The 20385-nt window shown below is 67.8% G+C and carries 15 protein-coding genes; 6 read left to right on the forward strand and 9 right to left on the reverse strand.

What is annotated here, in order from left to right; genetic code table 11:
* Position 1: 1 nt before the first annotated feature.
* On the reverse strand, positions 2–1186 hold the full coding sequence (locus E3O62_RS08005; RefSeq protein WP_134398123.1) for a cysteine desulfurase family protein: 1185 nt from the start codon (positions 1184–1186) through the stop codon (positions 2–4).
* A gap of 95 nt (positions 1187–1281) precedes the next feature.
* Between E3O62_RS08005 and glgX the strand changes: the two genes are divergently transcribed.
* Both glgX and ybaK read left to right on the forward strand, forming a co-directional pair.
* Positions 1282–3324, forward strand: a complete 2043-nt coding sequence (gene glgX, locus E3O62_RS08010; protein WP_134396258.1) for a glycogen debranching protein GlgX — start codon at positions 1282–1284, stop codon at positions 3322–3324.
* 46 nt (positions 3325–3370) lie between these two features.
* Positions 3371–3865 (forward strand): Cys-tRNA(Pro) deacylase, encoded by a 495-nt coding sequence (gene ybaK, locus E3O62_RS08015; RefSeq protein WP_134398124.1) that lies wholly within the window; start codon positions 3371–3373, stop codon positions 3863–3865.
* 58 nt (positions 3866–3923) lie between these two features.
* Here the strand turns inward: ybaK and glgP are convergent, their stop codons facing one another.
* Entirely contained in the window at positions 3924–6497 is a 2574-nt protein-coding gene (gene glgP / locus E3O62_RS08020) for an alpha-glucan family phosphorylase (RefSeq protein WP_134398126.1), read from the reverse strand.
* Between the two features lie 185 nt (positions 6498–6682).
* Between glgP and E3O62_RS08025 the strand changes: the two genes are divergently transcribed.
* Entirely contained in the window at positions 6683–8653 is a 1971-nt protein-coding gene (locus tag E3O62_RS08025) for a maltotransferase domain-containing protein (RefSeq protein WP_134396322.1), read from the forward strand.
* Positions 8650–11040, forward strand: coding sequence for a 1,4-alpha-glucan branching protein GlgB (gene glgB, locus E3O62_RS08030; RefSeq protein WP_134398127.1), 2391 nt, complete (start codon positions 8650–8652; stop codon positions 11038–11040). The genes E3O62_RS08025 and glgB overlap by 4 nt, the downstream gene beginning before the upstream one ends.
* A gap of 122 nt (positions 11041–11162) precedes the next feature.
* On the opposite strand, the gene E3O62_RS08035 is transcribed toward glgB, so the two are convergent.
* Together E3O62_RS08035 and E3O62_RS08040 are read right to left on the reverse strand one after the other, a co-directional pair.
* Positions 11163–12164, reverse strand: a complete 1002-nt coding sequence (locus E3O62_RS08035) for a tetratricopeptide repeat protein (protein ID WP_134396262.1) — start codon at positions 12162–12164, stop codon at positions 11163–11165.
* Positions 12161–13963, reverse strand: a complete 1803-nt coding sequence (locus E3O62_RS08040) for a hypothetical protein (RefSeq protein WP_174720123.1) — start codon at positions 13961–13963, stop codon at positions 12161–12163. The genes E3O62_RS08035 and E3O62_RS08040 overlap by 4 nt, the downstream gene beginning before the upstream one ends.
* Positions 13964–14214: 251 nt before the next feature.
* Here E3O62_RS08040 and E3O62_RS08045 point away from each other — a divergent pair, with 251 nt between their 5' ends.
* The gene (locus E3O62_RS08045) at positions 14215–15837 is read left to right on the forward strand and encodes a hypothetical protein (protein ID WP_134398131.1); all 1623 of its coding nucleotides are present in this window, start codon (positions 14215–14217) and stop codon (positions 15835–15837) included.
* 20 nt (positions 15838–15857) lie between these two features.
* Positions 15858–16928: an AI-2E family transporter gene (locus E3O62_RS08050; protein ID WP_134398133.1), complete on the forward strand. Its 1071-nt coding sequence runs from the start codon at positions 15858–15860 to the stop codon at positions 16926–16928.
* 12 nt (positions 16929–16940) lie between these two features.
* On the opposite strand, the gene E3O62_RS08055 is transcribed toward E3O62_RS08050, so the two are convergent.
* The 5 genes from E3O62_RS08055 to E3O62_RS08075 all read right to left on the reverse strand — a co-directional run bounded on the left by E3O62_RS08055 (position 16941) and on the right by E3O62_RS08075 (position 20373).
* Positions 16941–17669 carry an alpha/beta hydrolase gene (locus E3O62_RS08055; RefSeq protein WP_134398134.1) on the reverse strand — a complete coding sequence of 243 codons (729 nt, stop codon included), beginning with the start codon at positions 17667–17669 and terminating at the stop codon, positions 16941–16943.
* Between the two features lie 28 nt (positions 17670–17697).
* Positions 17698–17994: a hypothetical protein gene (locus tag E3O62_RS08060; RefSeq protein ID WP_134396267.1), complete on the reverse strand. Its 297-nt coding sequence runs from the start codon at positions 17992–17994 to the stop codon at positions 17698–17700.
* A 39-nt stretch (positions 17995–18033) separates the two neighbouring features.
* Positions 18034–18642, reverse strand: a complete 609-nt coding sequence (locus E3O62_RS08065; RefSeq protein ID WP_134398136.1) for a lytic transglycosylase domain-containing protein — start codon at positions 18640–18642, stop codon at positions 18034–18036.
* Positions 18643–18782: 140 nt separating this feature from the next.
* Entirely contained in the window at positions 18783–19331 is a 549-nt protein-coding gene (locus E3O62_RS08070) for a DivIVA domain-containing protein (protein WP_134398138.1), read from the reverse strand.
* A gap of 46 nt (positions 19332–19377) precedes the next feature.
* Complete coding sequence (locus tag E3O62_RS08075) at positions 19378–20373, reverse strand: phosphatidate cytidylyltransferase (RefSeq protein ID WP_241973381.1); 996 nt, start codon at positions 20371–20373, stop codon at positions 19378–19380.
* Positions 20374–20385: the final 12 nt, after the last annotated feature.

The raw sequence follows: 20385 nt of genomic DNA on the forward strand, positions 1-20385 counted from the left end.
CTCAGCGGCCCGGCATCCGGTCGGCCAGGCCGGCCCGGGCCGCCCGGGCGTGGGCGGCCGGGAGGGCGGCGAGCAGAGCGTCGACGTCGGCCTCGGTGTTGGTGCGGCCGAGGGTGATCCGCAGGGCGCCGCGCGCCTCCACTTCGCTGCGGCCCATGGCGCGCAGCACGTGGGAGGGCTCGGGCACGCCCGCCTGGCAGGCGGACCCCGTGGACACCGAGATGCCCGCCACGTCGAGCAGGAACAGGAGCGAGTCACCCTCGCAGCCCGGGAAGCTGAAATGCGCGGTGCCCGGCAGATGGTTTTGCGGGTCCGGGTCGCCGTTCACCACAGCGGAGGGCACGGCCGCGGAGACGCCGACGACGAGGCGCTCGCGCAGCGCGGAGATCCGCGCGTTCTCGGCCTGAAGGTCGTGCAGGGCGTTGGCCGCGACCGCGAACGCCACGGCCGCCGCGACGTCCTGAGTGCCGCTGCGTACCTGACGCTGCTGCCCGCCGCCGTGCAGCAGCGGCTCGACCGTGGCCCGGCGCGCGAGGGCGAGCGCCCCGATCCCGACCGGGCCGCCGATCTTGTGCGCCGAGACGCTGAGCGCGGCCACGCCGGCCTGGCTGAGGGCGTGGAAATCGATCGGAACGTGACCGTACGCCGCCACCGCGTCGACGTGCACCGGGATGCCGTACGCCGCGGCGAGCGCGGCCACCTCGGCGACCGGTTGCAGGGTCCCGACCTCGTTGTTGGCGCTGAGACAGGTGACCAGGGCGATGTCGTCGGGGTTCGCGGCGATGGATTGGGCAACCGCTGACAGGTCGATCCGGCCGAGGGCGTCCAGCGGCAGCCACTCGACCACGGCCCCCTCGTGGCGTTCGAGCCACTCGACCGTGTCCATGGTGGCGTGGTGCTCGCCGCCGGGAACGAGGATGCGGGTGCGCGGCTGCCTGGCCCAGAACAGCCCCTTGATGCCGAGGTTGATCGCCTCGGTGCCGCCGCCGGTGAAGACTACCTCGATCGGGTCGCAGCCGAGGCTGGCGGCGACCTGCTCGCGGGCCTCCTCGAGCATCCGTTTCGCGTTCTGACCCTGACTGTGAACGGATGCAGGATTGCCCACCACCCCCATCGCCCGCACGTAGGCGTCAATGGCTTCGGGCAGCATGGGGGTGGTTGCCGCATGGTCCAGATAGATCGCCATCTCACTCCTTTCGCGCTCGCTCGAGTTTCGCCGGGTCCCACCGGCGGTTCTCCGGGTGGTAATACACGGCTTCTGCACTCATTACTCTAGAACGCATGACCCCGCCTGATCCCCTGCACAGCCTCGGCGTGCGAGTCACGACCCACGGCGGCGAACTCCGCGTGTGGTCGGAGACCGCTGACGCCATCGACCTGTGCATCTTCGACGCCACCGACCCCCATTGGATCATCAAGACCGTGCCCATGGTCAAGGATGAGCACGGCGTCTGGTCCGGACACTCTCGAACCCTCTCCCCCGGACGCCGCTACGGCATCCGCGTCTCTGGTCCCGCCGCCCCCCGCAACTCCTTCCACCCCGAGAAGACACTGGTCGAACCCTATTCCCGGGGACTCGTGCGGGTCGGTCCCGACCAGTGGCAGTCTTCCGTAGTCGATGGCGATTTCGACTGGGCCGGTTCGGTCAAACCGAGGATCGCTCTGGACCACACCGTGGTCTACGAGGCCCACGTTCGCGGCCTCACCAACCTCAGCCCTTCGGTGCCGGCGAACCTCCGCGGCACCTATGCGGGCCTTGCCCACGAGTCGACCATCGGCTACCTGAAGAACCTCGGCGTGACCAGCGTCGAACTGCTGCCGGTGCAGGCATTCGTGTCCGAGCAGCGCCTGCTCAAGCAGGGTCTGAGCAATTATTGGGGTTACAACACCTTCAACTTCTTTTCACCGCACGCCGACTACGCCACCCAGAAGTCCCAGGCCGCCGGTCCCGAAGCGGTGCTCCGGGAATTCAAGGGCATGGTCAAGCTCCTGCACGAGGCCGGCCTCGAGGTCATCCTGGACGTGGTCTACAACCACACCGCCGAGGAGGGCCCGAACGGCCCCGTCAGCAGCCTCCGCGGCATCGACAACGCCGCCTACTACCGGCAGAACAGCGCCGGCGGATACATCGACGTCACGGGTTGCGGCAACACCCTGAACGTCTCCCACGACGTTCCCCGCCGGCTCGTGCTCGACTCTCTGCGCTACTGGGCGAACGAGGTGCAGATCGACGGTTTCCGCTTCGACCTGTCGGCCACGCTCGCCCGGGACGAGAACGTCGACTTTCAGGCGGACAGCCCGCTGCTCGCCTCGATCACGGCCGACCCGGAACTCTCGACGGTCAAGCTGATCGCCGAGCCTTGGGACATCGGGATGGGCGGCTGGCAGACCGGCAATTTCCCGGACGGCTGGACCGAGTGGAACGACCGCTACCGCGACCGCATGCGTTCGTTCTGGCTGACCGACCTGGCGGCCGCCCGCGACGGGCACGCCGGGAGCGGGATCGGGCGCTTCGCGACCCGCCTGGCAGGTTCCGCGAACACATTCTCCCGGGAGCGCGGCCCGCTCGCCTCGCTCAACTTCATCACGGCCCACGACGGTTTCACGATGGCCGACCTGACCTCGTACAACGTCAAGCACAACGTCGGCAACGGGGAGTCGAACCGCGACGGCACCGACTCCAACAACTCGTTCAACCACGGCGCGGAGGGCCCGACCCGAGACCGGGACATCCTGACCGCCCGGCGCAAGGCCATGCGCAACCTGCTCGCGACCCTGCTGCTGTCGGCCGGTGTGCCGATGATCACCGCGGGCGACGAATTCGGTCGCAGCCAGCGCGGCAACAACAACGCCTACTGCCACGACAGTGAGCTCACCTGGTTGAACTGGGACCTCGACGACTGGCAGGAGGACCTGCACCGGGTAACCCGGCGCCTGCTCCAGCTGCGCCGCGAGAACCCGGCGCTGCGCCCGGTGCGGTTCGGACGCCCCGGCGAGACGACCCTCAGCGCCAGCGAAATGGACTGGTACAACGCGGAGGGCCGGTCCATGTCCGAGGACGACTGGCACTCGTCTGATGAGCGCACTCTGCAGTACCTGGCGGCGAGCACCCCGGAGCACGAGGATTTCAACCGAATCCTGCTGATCGTGCAGGGTCGTGAGGAAGAGGTGACGGTGACGCTGCCCCTGCACGCGGGCGTCACCTCGTACTCGCTGCTCTGGGATTCCAGCCACGACGACCTGAGCGACGCCGTCATCGAGCACGCCCCCGGCGACCAGTTCCTCGTTCCGGCCGCCTCGATGCAGCTGCTCCGGGCGCACTGAGCGTGGGCGCACGAAGCGTGGGCAACCGGACCGGGGGCCGCTGACCGTGGCCAAACGGGTGGAGGGAAGCGCCGGAACTCCGGCGACGGTGGCGCTCGTGCGCGCCGGCATACCGTTCACCCCGCACGTCTACCCGCACGAGGCGTCGTCGACGAGTTTCGGCCTGGAAGCGGCGGAGAAACTCGACGTCGCCGCCGGCCGGGTGTTCAAAACCCTGCTGACGGATGTCGACGGCCGGTTGGTCGTCGGCGTCGTGCCGGTCACCGGCCAGCTCGACCTCAAGGCCCTGGCCACCGCCGTGGGTGCAAAGAAAGCCGTGATGGCAGACCCGTCGCTCGCCGAGCGCAAGACCGGCTACGTGGTGGGCGGCATCAGCCCGATCGGTCAGAAGAGCCGGCTCACGACCGTGGTCGACGAGAGCGCCCTGACGTTCGACACCGTCTTCGTCTCCGGCGGGCGCCGCGGCTTCGACATCGAGCTGACACCGGCCGATCTGGCCCGGGCAGCCTCCGCGGTCTTCGCGGCGATCGCACGCCCGTAACCGCACGAAAAAACACCCCCGTCGGAGCGAAGGTGCTTTTTCGTGAGGCCGGTCAGCGCTAGCCGGCGACGGCGATCAGACCCATCTCGGCGGGGCTCACCAGGAGCTCGTTGCGCGGCACGACCCGCACCGTGTAGCCGAATGCGCCGCCACGGTCGAGTTCTATCGTGCCGGTGAAGAGCGTCGGCGAGCTGGCATCCGTCGCACCGGTCCCGAACGGTTCCGTATTGAGCGGCAGGGTACTGACGTCACTCAGGTCGTCATTGGCGAGGCTCTTGCCGTAGACGACCTCGACGGTGACGTCCTCGGGCGCAAGACCGTTCAGCTGCACGTGTGCGCGGAGGTGCAGTTCGTCGCCGACCTGCGGCACCGAGGCGACGCCGCCGGATTCGACGTGGGTCACGGCGACGCCGGGCCAGGCCGAGACGATCCGCCCCTTCCAGGCGGCCAATTCCCGGGCGGCCCGGTAGTTGTTCTCGGACAGGCGGGCCTCGGCCGTGCCGGCAGGCCGGTACAGCTCCTGGACGTACTGGCGCACCATCCGACCGGCGTTGAGTTCCGGTGAGAGCTTCGCGAGCGTCTGCCGAATCGAGGAGACCCAGCGTTCGGGCACTCCGTCGGCGTTGCGGTCGTAGAACTTCGGTGCGACCTGGTGCTCGATCAGCTCGTACAGCGCGTCCGCCTCGAGCCGGTCACGTTCGGCCGCGTCACCGGCGGCGTCTGCGGTGGGGATCGCCCAACCGTTGTTGCCGTCGTAGTATTCCGGCCACCAGCCGTCGAGGATCGACAGGTTGAGGGCGCCGTTCAGGGCCGCCTTCATGCCGGACGTGCCGCACGCCTCGAGCGGGCGCAGCGGATTGTTGAGCCAGACATCCGTGCCTGGGTACATCAGCTGGGCCATACCGATGTTGTAGTCGGGCAGGAACGCGATCTTGGTGCGCAGCGCCGGGTCGGCCGCGAACTGCACGATCCTCTGGATCAGGCGCTTGCCCTCCTCGTCGGCCGGATGCGATTTGCCCGCGATTACGATTTGGATCGGGTGTTCGGAGTGCAGCAGCAGCGCGCGCAACCGCTCGGGGTCGTGCAGCATCAGGGTCAGACGCTTGTAGGTCGGCACGCGGCGGGCGAACCCGATCGTGAGAACGTTCGGGTCGAAGACCCGCCCGATCCAGGACGGCACGATGCCGCCCGGGTTCTGCCCCTCCCAGGCCGCGGCGATCCGTCGGCGGGCGTCCTCGACGAACTGCAGGCGCATCTGGCCGCGCACCTGCCACAGATCCGTGTCGGACACGGCGGGCGACGCCCAATCGGCGGCGGACGTGTCGCTGGTGCCCAGTCGGCTCTGCGCGAGCGCGAGAAGGGCCGGGTCGGTCCAGGTGGGGGCGTGCACACCGTTCGTGATCGAGGCGATCGGCACGTCGTCGGCGTCGAAACCGGGCCATAGACCCTTGAACATCACCCTGCTGACCTCGCCGTGCAGCTTCGAGACGCCGTTGGCGCGCTGCCCCAGTCGCAGGCCCATCAGGGCCATGTTGAAGACGTCCGGGTTGCCATCCTCGAAGTTCTCCGCGCCGAGGGCGAGGAGGTCGTCGACGGCGACGCCCGGAAGCAGGTCGGTCTCGAAGTAGCGCCGCACCAGGCTGCGCTCGAACCGGTCAATGCCGGCGGCGACCGGCGTGTGGGTCGTGAACACCGTTCCGGCCCGGGCTACCTGCAGCGCCTCCGAGAAACTGAGCCCCTCGCCGATCAGGCTGGAGATGCGTTCGAGGCCGAGGAAACCGGCGTGACCCTCGTTGGTGTGGAACACCTCAGGGTCGGCCTGGCCGTTGAGGCTGCTCCACTTCTTCACGGCGCGCGCGCCGCCGATGCCGAGCAGCAGCTCCTGCAGCAGACGGTGTTCGCCGCCGCCGCCGTACAGGCGGTCGGTGACCAGTCGCAGGTCGTCGGTGTTCTCGGGGATGTCGGTGTCGAGCATCAAGAGCCGGATGCGGCCGACCATCGCCTGCCAGACCCGCGCGTGCAGGGTTCGGTCGTCGGGAAGTGCGAGGGAGACCTGCACGGGCGAGCCGTCGGCCCGGCGCAGCACCGACAGCGGCAGGCCGTCGGGGTCGAGCAGCGGGTAGCTCTCCAGCTGCCAGCCGTCGGGTGAGATGGCCTGGCTGAAGTACCCGGCACGGTAGAAGAGGCCAACACCGACCAGCGGCACGCCAAGGTCCGAGGCGCTCTTCAGGTGGTCGCCGGCGAGGATGCCGAGGCCGCCCGAGTACTGCGGCAACGCGGCGGCGATGCCGAACTCCGGGGAGAAATAGGCGATCGATGCCGGCTTGTCGCCCTCGAGCCCCTGGTACCAGCGGGGCTTCTCGAGGTAGTCGCGCAGCTCGTCGCGGGTGGCGTTCGCCCACGCCACGTAGTCGTTGTCCTGGGCGAGCGCTTCGAGGCGGGCCGTGTCGACGGCCCCCAGCAACGCGACCGGGTCGGTACCGCTCTCACGCCACAATTCGGGGGCGATGTGCTCGAACAACTGGCGGGTCGGCTCATGCCAGGACCAGCGCAGGTTGCCGGCAAGCTCGTCGAGCGCGGCGAGCGACTCGGGCAGCACGGTTCGGACGGTAAATTTGCGGATCGCTTTCACATCCTCAGCCTAGGTGCGTGACGTGTCCGGCGGGTGAATAGAGGCAGCAATACACCCCCGATCCGCGCTACGGTCAGTAGGTGGCTAAGACAGTAAAACGCACAGGCGCGGCTCCTGAAACCCTCGGCGCGGTTCAGGAAGTCCAGACGACAGTCCCGGCAGAACCTCGGATCGGCCGTATCCCGATCCTCGATCTGTCCCCTCAATTAAACGACGACCTTTGGCCCGCGAAGGCGTTCGTGGGCGAAGCGGTTCCGTTCGCCGCGACCGCGTTCAGGGAGGGGCACGACCTCATCGGCGTCATGCTGCTGCTGACCGCTCCCGATGGAACCGAGTCGCAGCATCCGATGTCCCTGAACTCCCCCGGAACCGACCGCTGGGAGAGCCTCGTCACCCTCGGAACCCAGGGCCGCTGGACCTACCGCGTGCGCGCCTACGCCGACGACTGGGCCACCTGGCGGCACAACGCCTCGCTGAAGATCCCCGCCGAGGTCGATGTGGAACTCATGTTCCTGATCGGCTCTGAGCTGCTCATCCGTGAGAGCGCCGTCAAGACCCGCCCTCTGAACGAGCGGCGCACGTTCACCGCGGCCGCGAAGTCCCTCGTCGACCCGGCCAAGTCCGTCGCCGCCCGCTTCGAAGTGCTCAGCAGCCCGAAGCTGGCTGCCGCGGCCGCCGTGCGCCCGATGGCCGGGCTCGAATCGGTCTCGGAATCCCGGACCGTGCTGGTCGAACGCACCCGGGCCGGCGTCGGCTCCTGGTACGAGTTCTTCCCTCGGTCGGAGGGCGCCGTGAAGCGCGCCGACGGCTCCTGGCAGAGCGGCACCTTCCGCACCGCGGCCAACCGGCTTCCGGCCGTCGCCGCGATGGGATTCAACGTGCTCTACCTGCCGCCGATCCACCCGATCGGCCTGGCTTTCCGCAAGGGACCCAACAACACGCTCGACGCCGGACCGAACGACCCCGGCTCGCCCTGGGCGATCGGGTCGGCGCACGGCGGCCACGACGCCATCCACCCGGACCTCGGCACCGTCGCCGACTTCCAGTTCTTTCTTGCGGTTGCTCGCGAGAACGGCCTCGAGGTCGCGCTCGACCTGGCCCTGCAGGCGTCGCCCGACCACCCCTGGGTCACCGAGCACCCGGAGTGGTTCACCACGCTTCCCGACGAGTCCATCGCCTACGCCGAGAACCCGCCGAAGAAGTATCAGGACATCTACCCGGTCAACTTCGACAATGACCCTCTGGGTATCCGCGCTGAGGTGCTGCGGATCGTGCGGTACTGGATCGGAGTGGGCGTCAATATTTTCCGGGTCGACAACCCGCACACGAAGCCGCTCGATTTCTGGGAGTGGCTGATTTTTGAGATCAACGCCGAATTCCCGGATGTCTTCTTCCTCGCCGAGGCCTTCACCCGGCCTGCCCTGCTGCAGGGTCTGGGCAAGGTGGGGTTCCAGCAGTCGTACACCTACTTCACCTGGCGCAACACGAAGCAGGAACTCGCGGAATTCTTCGATGGCCTTGCCCACAAGACCGCCGACTTCCTGCGGCCGAACCTGTTCGTGAACACGCCCGACATCCTCTCCGAGTATCTGCAGTTCGGCGGTCCGGCGGCGTTTAAGATCCGGGCGGCCCTCGCGGCCACCGCGGCGCCGACCTGGGGCGTGTACACGGGCTTCGACCTGTTTGAGTGCGTGGCCCGGCCCGGCGCCGAGGAGAACATCGACAACGAGAAGTACCAGTACCGGCCGCGTGACTTCGCGGGCGCCGAAGCGGCCGGCGCGTCCCTGGCGCCCTACCTCACCCTTCTCAACCGGATCCGCGCCGAGCACCCGGCCCTCGGGCAGCTGCGCAACCTCGATCTCCACGAGAGCGAAGACGAGGGGATCCTTGTCTACAGCAAATTCCTCGACGCGCCGTTCACGGGCAGCGGGCACTCGGATGCGTTGATCATCGTCGCCAACGTCGACCCCCACTCCGTGCGCCAAACCGTCGTGCACCTCGACGTCGCCCGGTTCGGTCTGCCGTACGGCTCCGTGTTCGAGGTCGAGGACCTGATCACCGGCGCCATCTGGACCTGGTCGGCCGACAACTTCGTGCGCCTCGACGCATTCACCGAACCGGTGCACATCCTGCACGTGAAAGGACCAGCTCAATGAAGCACGCACAGGGAGGTCCGGCGGCCAAAAAGGCCGAAGACACGAAGACCGCAGACACGAAGACCGCAGACGCGAAGACCGCAGCCAAGAAGACCACTGACCAGAAGTTCCTGGACGAGTCGGTTGCCGCCCAGCCGCAGGGAGCCGTGAAGGCGAGCGTGCCGAAGCCTGCCGGAGCGCTGCACTCCGCCGGGCCGTTCGAGCTGCCGGTCATCGCCGACCACGTCCTCCAGGCCGTCTCCACGGGCAGCTACTACAACCCGCACGAGGTCCTCGGCCAGCACCTGATCGAGCAGGCCGGTATCGCGGACCCGCTCACCGTCATCCGTGCCCTCCGCCCGCTCGCGACCGAGGTCTTCGCCGTGCTGCCCACGGGCGCGCATGTGGAGCTGGCGCACCTGGGCCACGGTATCTGGCAGGGCGTGAGCACTCTCGGCCTTCAGGACTACCTGCTGGAGGCCCGCTACAGCGACGCCCCCACCTGGATCGTCGACGACCCCTATCGCTACCTGCCCACCCTCGGCGAGCTCGATCTGCACCTTCTCGGCGAGGGTCGCCACGAACGCCTGTGGGATGTTCTCGGCGCCCACTACCGGCCGAACGCGGGCCCGCTGGGCACCACGTCTGGAACATCCTTCGCCGTGTGGGCCCCGCATGCCCGGGCCGTCCGCGTGATCGGCGACTTCAACGCCTGGACCGGCACGCTGCACGCCATGCGCAACATGGGCAGCACCGGGGTCTGGGAGTTGTTCGTGCCTGGGCTGACCGCCGGCTCCAACTACAAGTTCGAGCTGCTGACCCGCTCGGGCGACTGGGTGCGCAAGGCCGACCCGATGGCCCGCTACACCGAGATCCCGCCCAAGACGGCCTCCATCATCGGTGAGACCAGCTACGAGTGGGCGGATGCCGGCTGGCTCACCGACCGTTCGGCCACCGACCCCCACAACCGGGCCATGAGCATCTACGAGATGCACGTCGGGTCGTGGCGTCCGGGGCTGAGCTACCGCGACCTCGCCGACCAGCTGATCGACTATCTGAACGAACTGGCGTTCACGCACGTGGAGTTCATGCCACTCACCGAGCATCCGTTCGGCGGCTCGTGGGGCTACCAGGTCAGCGGCTACTACGCGCCGACGAGCCGGTTCGGCCACCCCGACGACCTGCGCTACCTGATCGACCGGCTGCACCGGGCCGGCATCGGCGTCTTGATGGACTGGGTGCCCGGGCACTTCCCGAAAGACGACTTTGCGCTGGCCCGCTTCGACGGCGAAGCGCTGTACGAGCACCCCGACCCCCGCCGCGGCGAGCAGATGGACTGGGGCACCTACGTCTTCGACTTCGGCCAGAAACAGGTTCGCAACTTTCTGGTCGCGAACGCCCTCTACTGGCTCGAGGAGTTCCACATCGACGGGCTGCGGGTCGACGCCGTGGCCTCGATGCTCTACCTGGACTACTCCCGCGAGGACGGCCAGTGGGAGCCGAATATCCACGGCGGCAACGAGAACCTCGAGGCGATCAGCCTGTTGCAGGAGATCACGGCCACCGCCTACAAGCGGAATCCCGGCACGGTCATGATCGCCGAGGAGTCCACCAACTGGGGTGGGGTCACGGCGCAGACCAGTGCCGGTGGTCTCGGGTTCGGTTTCAAATGGAACATGGGCTGGATGCACGACACGCTGGAGTACATGCAGATCGACCCGATGTATCGGGCGCACCACCACAACCAGATCACGTTCTCATTCGTCTACGCGTTCAGCGAGAATTTCCTGTTGCCGATCAGCCACGACGAGGTCGTGCACGGCAAGGGCTCGCTGGTCGCGAAGATGCCCGGTGACTCCTGGCAGCAGCTCGCCAACGTGCGTGCCTATCTCGCCTTCATGTGGGCGCACCCCGGCAAGCAACTTCTGTTCATGGGTCAGGAATTCGGGCAGCGCTCCGAGTGGAGCGAGGAGCGCGGCCTGGACTGGTGGACCCTCGACCAGCCGGCTCACCGCGGCCTGTTCACGCTTGTCGGCCAGCTGAACCGGGTGTACCGGTCGAACCCGAGCCTTTGGGCCCAGGACAACGACCCGAGCGGCTTCGAGCTGCTCGAGGGCGGCGCGGCCGCCCAGAACGTGGTTTCGTTCCTGCGCTGGGACGCCGACGGCAACCCCATTGCCTGCCTGTTCAACTTCTCTGGGGCACCGCACAACGGTTACCAGGTCGGCCTGCCGTTCGCCGGGGTGTGGGAGGAGATTCTGAACACGGATGCCGCGGACTTCGGCGGCTCCGGGGTCGGAAACCTGGGTGCCGTGACCGCGCTCGCCGTGCCGTGGGCCGGACGCCCGGCATCCGCCGTGGTGACCCTGCCCCCGCTGGCCGGTCTCTGGCTGCGCCTACACCGCTGACCCGCTTCGCCCCAGTGCGCGAGAGCGCGCAAATGGCCCCGTCGGAAACGCCGACGGGGCCATTTTTTGCCGCTGCAGAGCGTGGGACTGAGCGACCCCATCCCGAACGAGTTCGATGCCGTCTAGTACAGCAGCGCGGTCAGGCGGGAGCGGGTGGGCGGCACCCGCGGGTCGTCCTGGCCGATGACCTCGAACAATTCCAGGATACGCTCGCGGATCAGGTTGCGGCCGGCCGGCTCCTGCGCGGGGAAGAGGGCGAGCAGCCGATCGAAGGCATCCTCGATGTGACCGCCGGAAAGGTCGAGGTCGGCGACCGCGAGCTGCGTCTGAAGGTCGTGGGGCGCGGCCGCCGCGGCGGAGCGGATATCGGCCATGGTCTTGCCGTGCAACCGGGCCAGGAGGCTCACCTGGGCCAGGCCGGCGACGGCCATCTGGTCCCGGGGGTCCCGCGCCAGCGCCGTCTTGTAGAGGGCGATCGCCGCGTCATAGTCTCCGCGCTCGATGGCGTCGTAGGCCTCCTGGTGCAGCGGCGGCAGCTCGGGTTCTTCGGCGGCCGGCGCCTCCGCTTCGGCGTCGCCGGCGGCCTCCGGGGCGGCGGCCATGGCGGTGACGCCGTGCTGCGCCGCGAGCTCGAAGACCCGGTGCAGAACCTCGCGCACCTGGCCCTCAGGCAGTGCGCCACTGAACAGCTGCACCGGCTGACCGCCGATCACGGCGGCCACGGTCGGGATCGATTGCGCCTGGAAGGCCTGGGTGAGCTGCGGGTTCGAGTCCACGTCGACCTTGGCCAGCACGAACTGGCCGGCGTATTCCAGGACGAGCTTTTCCAGGATCGGCGTGAGCTGCTTGCACGGCTCACACCATTCGGCCCAGAGGTCCACGATGACCGGAACGCTCATCGAGAGTTCCAGTATCTCGCCGAAATTCGCATCCGTGCCCTCGAGCACGAGACTGGGTACGGCGACCGGACCCACCGCGGGTGTACCGGGCGCGCCCGGCGCCCCTGGCCCCACCGGCGCCGGCGGTGCGCCCGCGGCCGGCGCCGCCGGACGGTTCACCAGCGTAGACAGGTCTACGGCTCCACGCAGGTTCATGCCGGACAGGGACGGGGGGACAACACTCATGGAAGCTCCGTTGATGAGATCAGACCCTGGGAAAAACCAAGGAGGACGATTTTTTCGTTCGAACCGGCGGCCGGAACATGGAACAGGAGTTGGTCGCCGTAGGTGCTGGTGATGCCCTTGGCCGTGGCGGTAATGCCGGAGAGGGCCTTGCTGGCACCCTCGGGGCTCACGGTCGCGCCGGCATCCACCGGTTTCACCGTCTCGGTCTCGGTCAGGCTCACGGCGACGATACTGCCGGAGTCGTTGGTCGCCAATGCCACGGTGCGCCCGGTGCCGGCGGCCGCACCGAATTCGATCGACGCCGTCGAGGGCAGGCCGGCCTGGCGTGAGGTCTTCAGTTCGGTGACCTGGGTGCGGAAGCTGTCGCCCTCCGCCTCGAACAGGGCGTAGGAGGGGCTGGCCTCCCCCAGCTGGAGCACGTCGGCGTAGGCCGCGGCGACCTGGTCGGGTGAGAGCAGGAGGAACGTGGAGTCGGGCGCAATGATCGGGGCGCCGATGGTCGCCGGGGCGACCTTGGGGACCGTGGCGGCCGCTTCAAGCTGAATCATGTATTCGACCAGGTAGTCGGCCCGCGGCGACTCCTGTCGCAGCACGAGGGCCGTCGGCGCGGCGGCGGTGTCAGCCTCGTCCTGGAGGACCGTCATGACGACGCGCGGCCAGGTGGAGGACTGCTGCGGCAGCGTGAGCCGGAGGGGCGACGTGGGCAGCGCCGGAAGCGCGGCGATGGCCGGGTCGGCCCCGCGGATCTTGTAGTTCGCCAGTCGCTTCTCCAATGCCGGGCCGGTGAACCGGGTGGCGAGGGTGTCGGCATTGAGGCTCGCATCGGCATCCGCGGTCACCGAGGCGATATCGGTCACGATGCGTTCGAGTTGCGGCACCGTCACGGCGGGCGGCGGCACGTCCTGGGCCGGGCCGGCGGTGTCGGTCGGAGTCGGCGTCCCACTGGCGGCAGCGTCGGGAGAGGACGTGGCCGGCCAGAAATCGGCCGAGCAACCGCTGAGCACCAAACCGCTGACCAGGATCACGGGCACGGCGACCATGGACCGGGCGATCGATTTACCGGATCGGTTGATCTGGCTCGCCTTGATGGCCTTTGGACGGGGCACGCGCGGGAGCCGGGGCATCCGTGGTCCGCGGGGCAGATTGCGGCGGGGGCCGCGGGAGCGGCGCAGGTGCAGGAGCGCCAGGAGGTAGATGATCAAGCCGATCAGGCCGACGGCAGCGCCGCCGACGATCAGCGGGCCTGCCCAGGGAGTGGAGTTGTCGGTAGGCCAGGACAGGCTGACATCTGTGGGCGCGGGGGCCGTGCCGTCGGAGGCCACGATCAGGGAGATGCCGTCGGGAACCTTGAGGGTGGTGGTCAGCGCGTTCTCAGCCGTGAACTCCTGCAGCCACAGGTCGGAGCCCGCCGGGTTGGCGACCGTCTCCGGCTGAGCCGCGGGGTCCGCCGGCGCCGCGGGGCCGGACTCAGACTCGGTGGCCGATTCGGCCTCCGTGGCCGGATCGATGAGCGTGCTGCTGAGGGCGACCGTGTCCTTGGCCTTGCGGATGTCGACGTACGGTTCATCTCCGAGCCACGCCTTGACGTCGTCGGTGCGCCCGTAGGCCAGGAAAACCTTTTCGGAACCACTGACGGTGATCGTCTGGCTTCCCGGCACCGCATTGAGCGCACTGGACTCGACCACCGCGAAGCGGGCGTCCTCCACGGATGCGCTCAGGCTCACCGAGGCCGGATCGAGAAAAATGGTCCGCTGGGCGATGCCGAGCACAATCATCGCCGCAGCAAGGACGAATGCCACTATGGCAAGAACAAAACGCACGTCAACCCTCCTGTGTCGCCGGCCGCTCATCGCGCACACGGGCACGTTGGACCCGGATGCGGGCCCGATCAGCAACAGACAGGACGTCTTACGATACTGGTTGCCCCTGAGAGGCACCTAATAGTCCCTCGGGTTGGGACGCGCCAGTGCGGTCTGAACAGACTAAAATCGTGGAGGCTCCCTCTGTCAGTCCGTAAACGGGGGTCAGAGCCCCATTTTGAGGAGACAGCGTGGCGAACGACGAAGCAGACTTCACCCAGGTATTCCGCGGCTACGACCGCGACGAAGTCGACAAGACCATCCAGGGACTGCGCCGCGACCTGATTCAGGCGAATACCCAGGGCACCGAGGCGAAGAAGGAAATCAAACGCCTCACCACCCAGATCGACGATCTGAACGCGGAAATCGAAGAGGTCGGCAGCCCCACGTTCTCCGGCCTCGGCACCAAGCTCGAGAACACCCTGCGCGTGGCGGAAGAGCAGTCGACGAGGGTGATCGCCCAGGCGGACATCGACGCCGAACGGCTGCGCGCCTCCGCAGCGAGCGAAGTGCAGACCCTGCTCCGCGAGGGCAAGGAGCACGCCGAACGGGCTCTGTCGGATGCCGCGGTCAAGGCCGGCCGCATCCTCAATGATGCCGTCGCTGAAGCCGACGACTTACTCGCCCGGGCCCACGAGGACTCCACCACGCTCACCCAGGACGCCGTGCACGAAGCGGCGGCCATCCGCGGAGCGGTGGCCACCGAGGCCGCCGAGCTGCGCGCAACCGTGAAGCGGGAAGTGGCCGCGATCCGCTCAGAGGCGGAGCGCGAGGCCGCCGAGGTTCGCGTGGTGGCGCAGCGGGAGGCGACCGAGGCCCGTGAGGTCGCGGCCGGGCTCACGAGCGAGACCGAGTTGACCCGCGCCGAAGTCGCCCACGAACTCGACCAGCAACGCGCCGACCTGGCCCGGGAAACCGAACAGGCTCGCATCGACCTCGCCGCCGAGACGGATCAGCACCGCATCGACCTCGTCCGGGAAACCGAACAGGCTCGCATCGACCTCGCCCACGAGACCGAACAGGCCCGCAACCTTCTCGCAATCGAAATCGAGCAGGCGAGAACCGACCTCGAACGGGAGACGCTGCAGCAGCGCGCGGATCTGTCCGTCGAAAGCGAGCAGGCCCAGACCGACCTGGCCCGCGACCTCGAACGCCAGCGCGCCGACCTCAGCCGTGAGATCGACAAGGCACGCGTCGGCCTCGCGGCCGAGATCGAGCAGGCCCACGCCGACCTTGGTCGTGACAATGAGCAGACCCGCGCCGACTTCACCGCCGAAAGCGAGCAGCTGCGCATCGACCTGGAGAACCATCTGACGGCCGCTCGCAAGCGGGGAGAGCACGAAGCCGCCAAGCTCAAGCGCGAGATCGATCAGACCAGGGCCGACCTCGACGTCGAGCTGAAGGCCCGGCGAGACGAAGCGGAGCAGGGCCAGCTGCAGCGCCACCAGGAGGCGGTGGCCCAGACGCAGAAGTTCGTCGCGGATGCCACCAAGCAGCTTGCCGAGACGAACCGGCGCACGGTCGAACTGCGCGCATTGAACGACCAGCTGGACGCCTCCGCCCGCGATGAGGTCAGGGCATCGAAGAAGGTTGCCGAGGAATCGGTGGAACGTCTGGTGCGAGACGCCGAGACGCGGGCCGCCGCGCTGGTGACCGATGCCGAACTGCGCACGCGCGTGCTCGTGGCCGACGCGGAGGAGCGCCTGTCCCAGATTAGGATTGAGCGTGACGCCGTGGCCGGCTACTTCGAGAGCCTGCGCGGTCTGCTCACGCAGGCGGAAAAGGTCGCCGCCAACGACGACGACGAGCACTGACACCAGCCGAGGGGACATCAGTGAAGATTCAGAATGCTTTTCGCGTCGGACTGATCGGCACCCTCGGCGTCGGCGTCGGCCTGCTCATCATCACGTCGGTGANGCTCATCATCACGTCGGTGATCACTCTGCAAACGATCATCACCTACATCGGTGCGGCACTGTTCCTCGCGCTCGGGCTCGACCCGGCCGTCTCCTGGCTCGAGAAGAAGAGGTTTCCCCGCTGGGCAGCCATGCTCACGGTGCTCGTCGCCGTGATCGGGGTTCTGACCGGAGTGATCTTCGCCGTCGTGCCGATCATCGTCGACCAGGTCTCCAAGCTCTCCAAGGCCATCCCGGACCTGGTCACGTCCATCAACACCTCCACCTTTCTCGCCGATGTGCAGAAGCAGTTTCCGGCTCTCCCGCTGTCGAAAATCACAGAGTCGGTCACCGATTTCGTCGGCGGCAACATCACCAACATCACGAGCACGATCATCCAGTCCGGCCTCGCCATCGTCAGCGGCCTTTTCGGCGCCCTGATCATCCTGATCCTCACGCTGTACTTCACGGCATCGCTGAACAGCATCAAGCAGGCCGTGTATCAGCTGGTACCGGCCTCGAAGCGGGCTCGGTTCGCCGATCTCAGCGAGCAGATCACGACATCCGTCGGCCGATTCGTGATCGGCCAGGGAGCCCTGGCGCTCTGCAACGGCGTGCTCAGCTTCATCTTCCTGTCGATCATCGGCGCGCCGTTCCCGGCGCTGCTCGCGCTGATCGCGTTCCTGTTCTCGCTGATCCCCCTCGTGGGCACGATCTCCGGGTCGATCATCATCGTGCTGACCTGCCTGATCCCCGGAATCGGCAGCTCGATGTTCACGGCGTTGGTCGCCGCGATCTACTACCTGATCTATATGCAGGTGGAGGCCTACCTGCTCAGCCCCAACATCATGAACCGGGCCGTGGCCGTTCCCGGCGCCGTCGTCGTGGTCGCCGCTCTCGCGGGCGGCAGTCTGCTCGGCATCCTCGGCGCGCTGATCGCCATCCCCGTCGCCGCGGCAACCATCATGATCATCAAGCAGGTCGTGATCCCCCGACAGAACGAGCTCTAGGACGGTCGGGTACTAGGCCGATGCAGTCCACTCCGTGGGCAGAGGCGCGGCGGCCGGGTTGACCACGGCGACGATCTCGTCGAGTACGCGGCGGGTGGCACTCTCCCCCACCCACAGGTGCTTCCCGCCCTCCACGGCGATGAGCCGGGTGTCCGGCACGCTCGCGAAGCGTTCCCGGGCCTCCTCGGGGCGGAGGTAGTCGTCGAACTCGGGGATGACGGCCACCAGCCTCGCGTCCCGGCCGGCCCAGGCGGCCAGCTCGGCGTCAGACGCCCGGTTCAGCGGCGGCGACAGGAGAATGGCACCCCGGACCGGGTGCTCCAGGCCGTACTTGATTGCGAGTTCCGTGCCGAACGACCAGCCGAGCAGCCAGGGATCGGGCAGCCCGCGCTCGGCGACGAACGCCATCGCGGCGGCAACGTCGAGGCGCTCATCGAGGCCGTCGCCGAAGCTGCCGCCACTCGTGCCGCGCGGCGAGGTCGTGCCGCGCGTATTGAAGCGCAACACCGCCAGGTCGGCCAGGGCCGGCAGCCGCCCGGCCGCCTTACGCAGGATGTGTGAGTCCATGAAGCCGCCGTGAGTGGGCAGCGGATGCAGCGTTACCAGCGTCGCCACCGGTGCCCGGCTCACGGGCGTGGCCAGTTCGCCGACCAGGGTCAGGCCGTCCGCGGTGTGCAGCTCGATCTGCTCGCGCACGGCCGGCAGCTCGACGCCGCCACGAATTTCCACACTCGACGTCATGGTTTCTCCCCTGGTGCCGCTTGGGCGGTTATTTGATCTTCCAGCAGTGCGAGTGCCAGTGGCGCCTCGCGGCAAGGTCGGATGCCTCACCCATGACGCCGTCGCCGCGCCAGGCGACCACGTGCGCGGTGCCGGGGGCAACCTCGCCGTGGCAGCCGGGGCAGAGGTACGATTTCACGGCTTGCGGCCCCGGTACGGGTTGCACCGTCCAGAGGCCGTCGCGGCGGGTTTCCGTGCGTCGCCAGCCGGCACGCATCCGCTCAAGGCCGTCATCATCGGCTCCCGGACCGGGCTTGCGGCCACGGGGTCGGTTGCTGCGGGCCATTGAGCCAGTCTACGTGCGACCCTGGACGAACACAGAGCGCTAGTACCAGCCGACGTCGCCGGAGTGCGCCCAGGCGCCGCAGGGGGTGCCATAGCGGCCCGAGATGTAGCCGAGGCCCCACTGGATCTGGGTCGCGGGGTTGGTCGCCCAGTCATCACCGGCGGTGGCCATCTTGGAGCCCGGCAGCGACTGCGGGATTCCGTAGGCACCGCTGGAGCTGTTCTCCGCATTGACGCGCCAGCCGGACTCCTTGTTCCAGAGCGACACGAGACAGTTGAACTGATCGTCGCCCCAGCCGCGGGCGGCCACCGCATCGGCGGCAATCGCCTGCGCGGAACCGGGGTCAGGAACGGCCGCCGATGGAGCCGAACTCGACGCGGACCGGGACGCGACGGGAGCGGCGACGGGAACGGGAACGGGCTTGGGTTTCTCGGTGACGGTGAAACTGTCACGCGTGAAGATGTTCGAGGCTGCGGCAGTGACCTGGATCTCCTGGGCTGCCTCACCGTTGAATCGGTCACCGGCAACCTGGAAGTAGGGTGAGGCCGTCGCGCCGGAATACGGGTCGACGACCGTGACGAGTACGAACGCCGCTGCGGCGGTGAAGGCGACGAGGGGGATGCGCCCTCGCGGGCGGGACCTTCTCATTCTGACCTTGACGGGCCTGACGGCGTGTTCGGACTCAATGATGTTCAGATGTCTACCCACGATTTTTCGAGCCTATCGGAAATCCGACATAACAGCCAGATAACGGTGCCGATTGACCTCGACACGGCGCGCGACGCACCTCAACGGACGGCCAGGATCACGTCGACGACGCTGTCCAGCACAACGTCGACCTGGGCTTCCCGGTAACCGCCGTGCTGGGGCCGGAAGACGGCACAGCGCACATCTTGCACCGTTATGGGGAGCCCGTCTTCGAAGTACCGGACGAGCTTGTGGGAGAGCCGGTCGACATCCGCCCGGCTGTAGCCGACGCTGAGGACGCTCACCCGGTGGAAGCGGTGTCCGTCCTTCCGGCTGAGCCGGTTCACGAGCACCTGAGCGAGGTCATGCACCTCGGCCAGCCACGCCTCGGTGCCCTGCGCCTGCGCCGCACGGTCCCGGTCGCGGGTCGCGAAAGCGTCTTCGAGACGCTCGAGGGCCGCATCCACGTGCGCAGGCGAATATCCGCCCTTGTGCATGCTGAACGCGGTGTGACGGATGTCCTCGGCGGTCAACCCGACGCTGTCGTCGGTGGCGTCATACGCTTTTCGGGCGACGGCGAGGAACTCCTCCACCTGCGGAGCGCTGTAGCCGAGCGTCTTCTTGCCGGTCCGAGGGAAGGTGGAGGTCACTGGGACATTCTGCCTCACTGCCGCGCGCCTGACTAAACCGAGGCCGCTAAGCGAAGATCAGGTAGAGGGCGTACGCGGCTGCGGCCGACGGCAGGATCGAATCCAACCGGTCGAGGAGACCGCCGTGACCAGGCAGCCAGGAACTCATATCCTTGATGCCGAGGTCACGCTTGATCAGGGATTCGGCCAGGTCGCCGAAAGTCGCGCTGAACAAGATGACCACCCCGAAGACGAGGCCGAACCACCAGGGCTGGTCGAGCATGAACACGGCGAGCAACACGCCGATCCCGAGACAGGCGACGCCGGCGCCGGCGAACCCTTCCCAGGTCTTCTTCGGGCTGATCGAGGGGACCATGCGGTGCTTGCCGAAGCTGAGGCCGGCGGCGTACGCCGCGGTGTCGGCGGAGATGACCAGCAGCAGGAAGGCGAGGGTCCACCACTGGCCGTCGGGTTGGGCGACCAGGAGCACAGAAAAGCTGCCGAGGAAGACGACGTAGGCCTGGATCAGGAAGCCACCACCGATGTCGCCGAGCACCTCCCGGGCGGGAGCGCGGTGGGCGCGCCGGACGAGAAAAGCCAGCCGCCACAGGGCGATCAATCCAATGCCGGCGAGCGTGGCCAGCCACTGGCCGGCCGCGCCGAGGTAGAACGCGGCAGGCACGACGCCCACGGATGCCAGGACAACCGGCACGCGCGGCACGTTGCGTCCGGCGAGACGGAGCGCCTGAGCAAGTTCAAAGGCCGTGAAACCCACGAACGCGATCGCGCAGACCATGAACAGGTCTTTGATGAAGATGAGGCTGAACAGCATGAACAAACCAAGCGCGAGCCCGATCAGGGTTGCCAGGATCAGGTTACGCCCGGTGCGCGCCTGGATGCGTTCCTGAGTCGCATCCAGTTGCGCCCGGGTCGCCAGCATCTGACGTTCGAGATCGGCCTTCTTCGACTGCATCTGGGCCCTGAACTCGGCGCGACTGACACCATGCTCACGCTTGGCGCGCAACCCTTCGCGTTCTCCGGAATCGCCTAATTCGTCCGTCATGAGGCTGGATCG

The sequence above is a fragment of the Cryobacterium sp. TMT2-15-1 genome, from assembly GCF_004402345.1.
In the GTDB taxonomy this organism is placed as follows: domain Bacteria; phylum Actinomycetota; class Actinomycetes; order Actinomycetales; family Microbacteriaceae; genus Cryobacterium; species Cryobacterium sandaracinum.

Excerpts from the sequence above, each read along its gene's own strand:
- glgB (WP_134398127.1), top strand. The coding sequence starts at position 8,650 with ATGAAGCACGCACAGGGAGGTCCGGCGGCCAAAAAGGCCGAAGACACG.
- E3O62_RS08060 (WP_134396267.1), bottom strand. The coding sequence starts at position 17,994 with ATGGCCCGCAGCAACCGACCCCGTGGCCGCAAGCCCGGTCCGGGAGCC.
- E3O62_RS08075 (WP_241973381.1), bottom strand. The coding sequence starts at position 20,373 with ATGACGGACGAATTAGGCGATTCCGGAGAACGCGAAGGGTTGCGCGCC.
- E3O62_RS08035 (WP_134396262.1), bottom strand. The coding sequence starts at position 12,164 with ATGAGTGTTGTCCCCCCGTCCCTGTCCGGCATGAACCTGCGTGGAGCC.
- E3O62_RS08005 (WP_134398123.1), bottom strand. The coding sequence starts at position 1,186 with ATGGCGATCTATCTGGACCATGCGGCAACCACCCCCATGCTGCCCGAA.
- E3O62_RS08055 (WP_134398134.1), bottom strand. The coding sequence starts at position 17,669 with ATGACGTCGAGTGTGGAAATTCGTGGCGGCGTCGAGCTGCCGGCCGTG.
- glgX (WP_134396258.1), top strand. The coding sequence starts at position 1,282 with ATGACCCCGCCTGATCCCCTGCACAGCCTCGGCGTGCGAGTCACGACC.
- E3O62_RS08065 (WP_134398136.1), bottom strand. The coding sequence starts at position 18,642 with ATGAGAAGGTCCCGCCCGCGAGGGCGCATCCCCCTCGTCGCCTTCACC.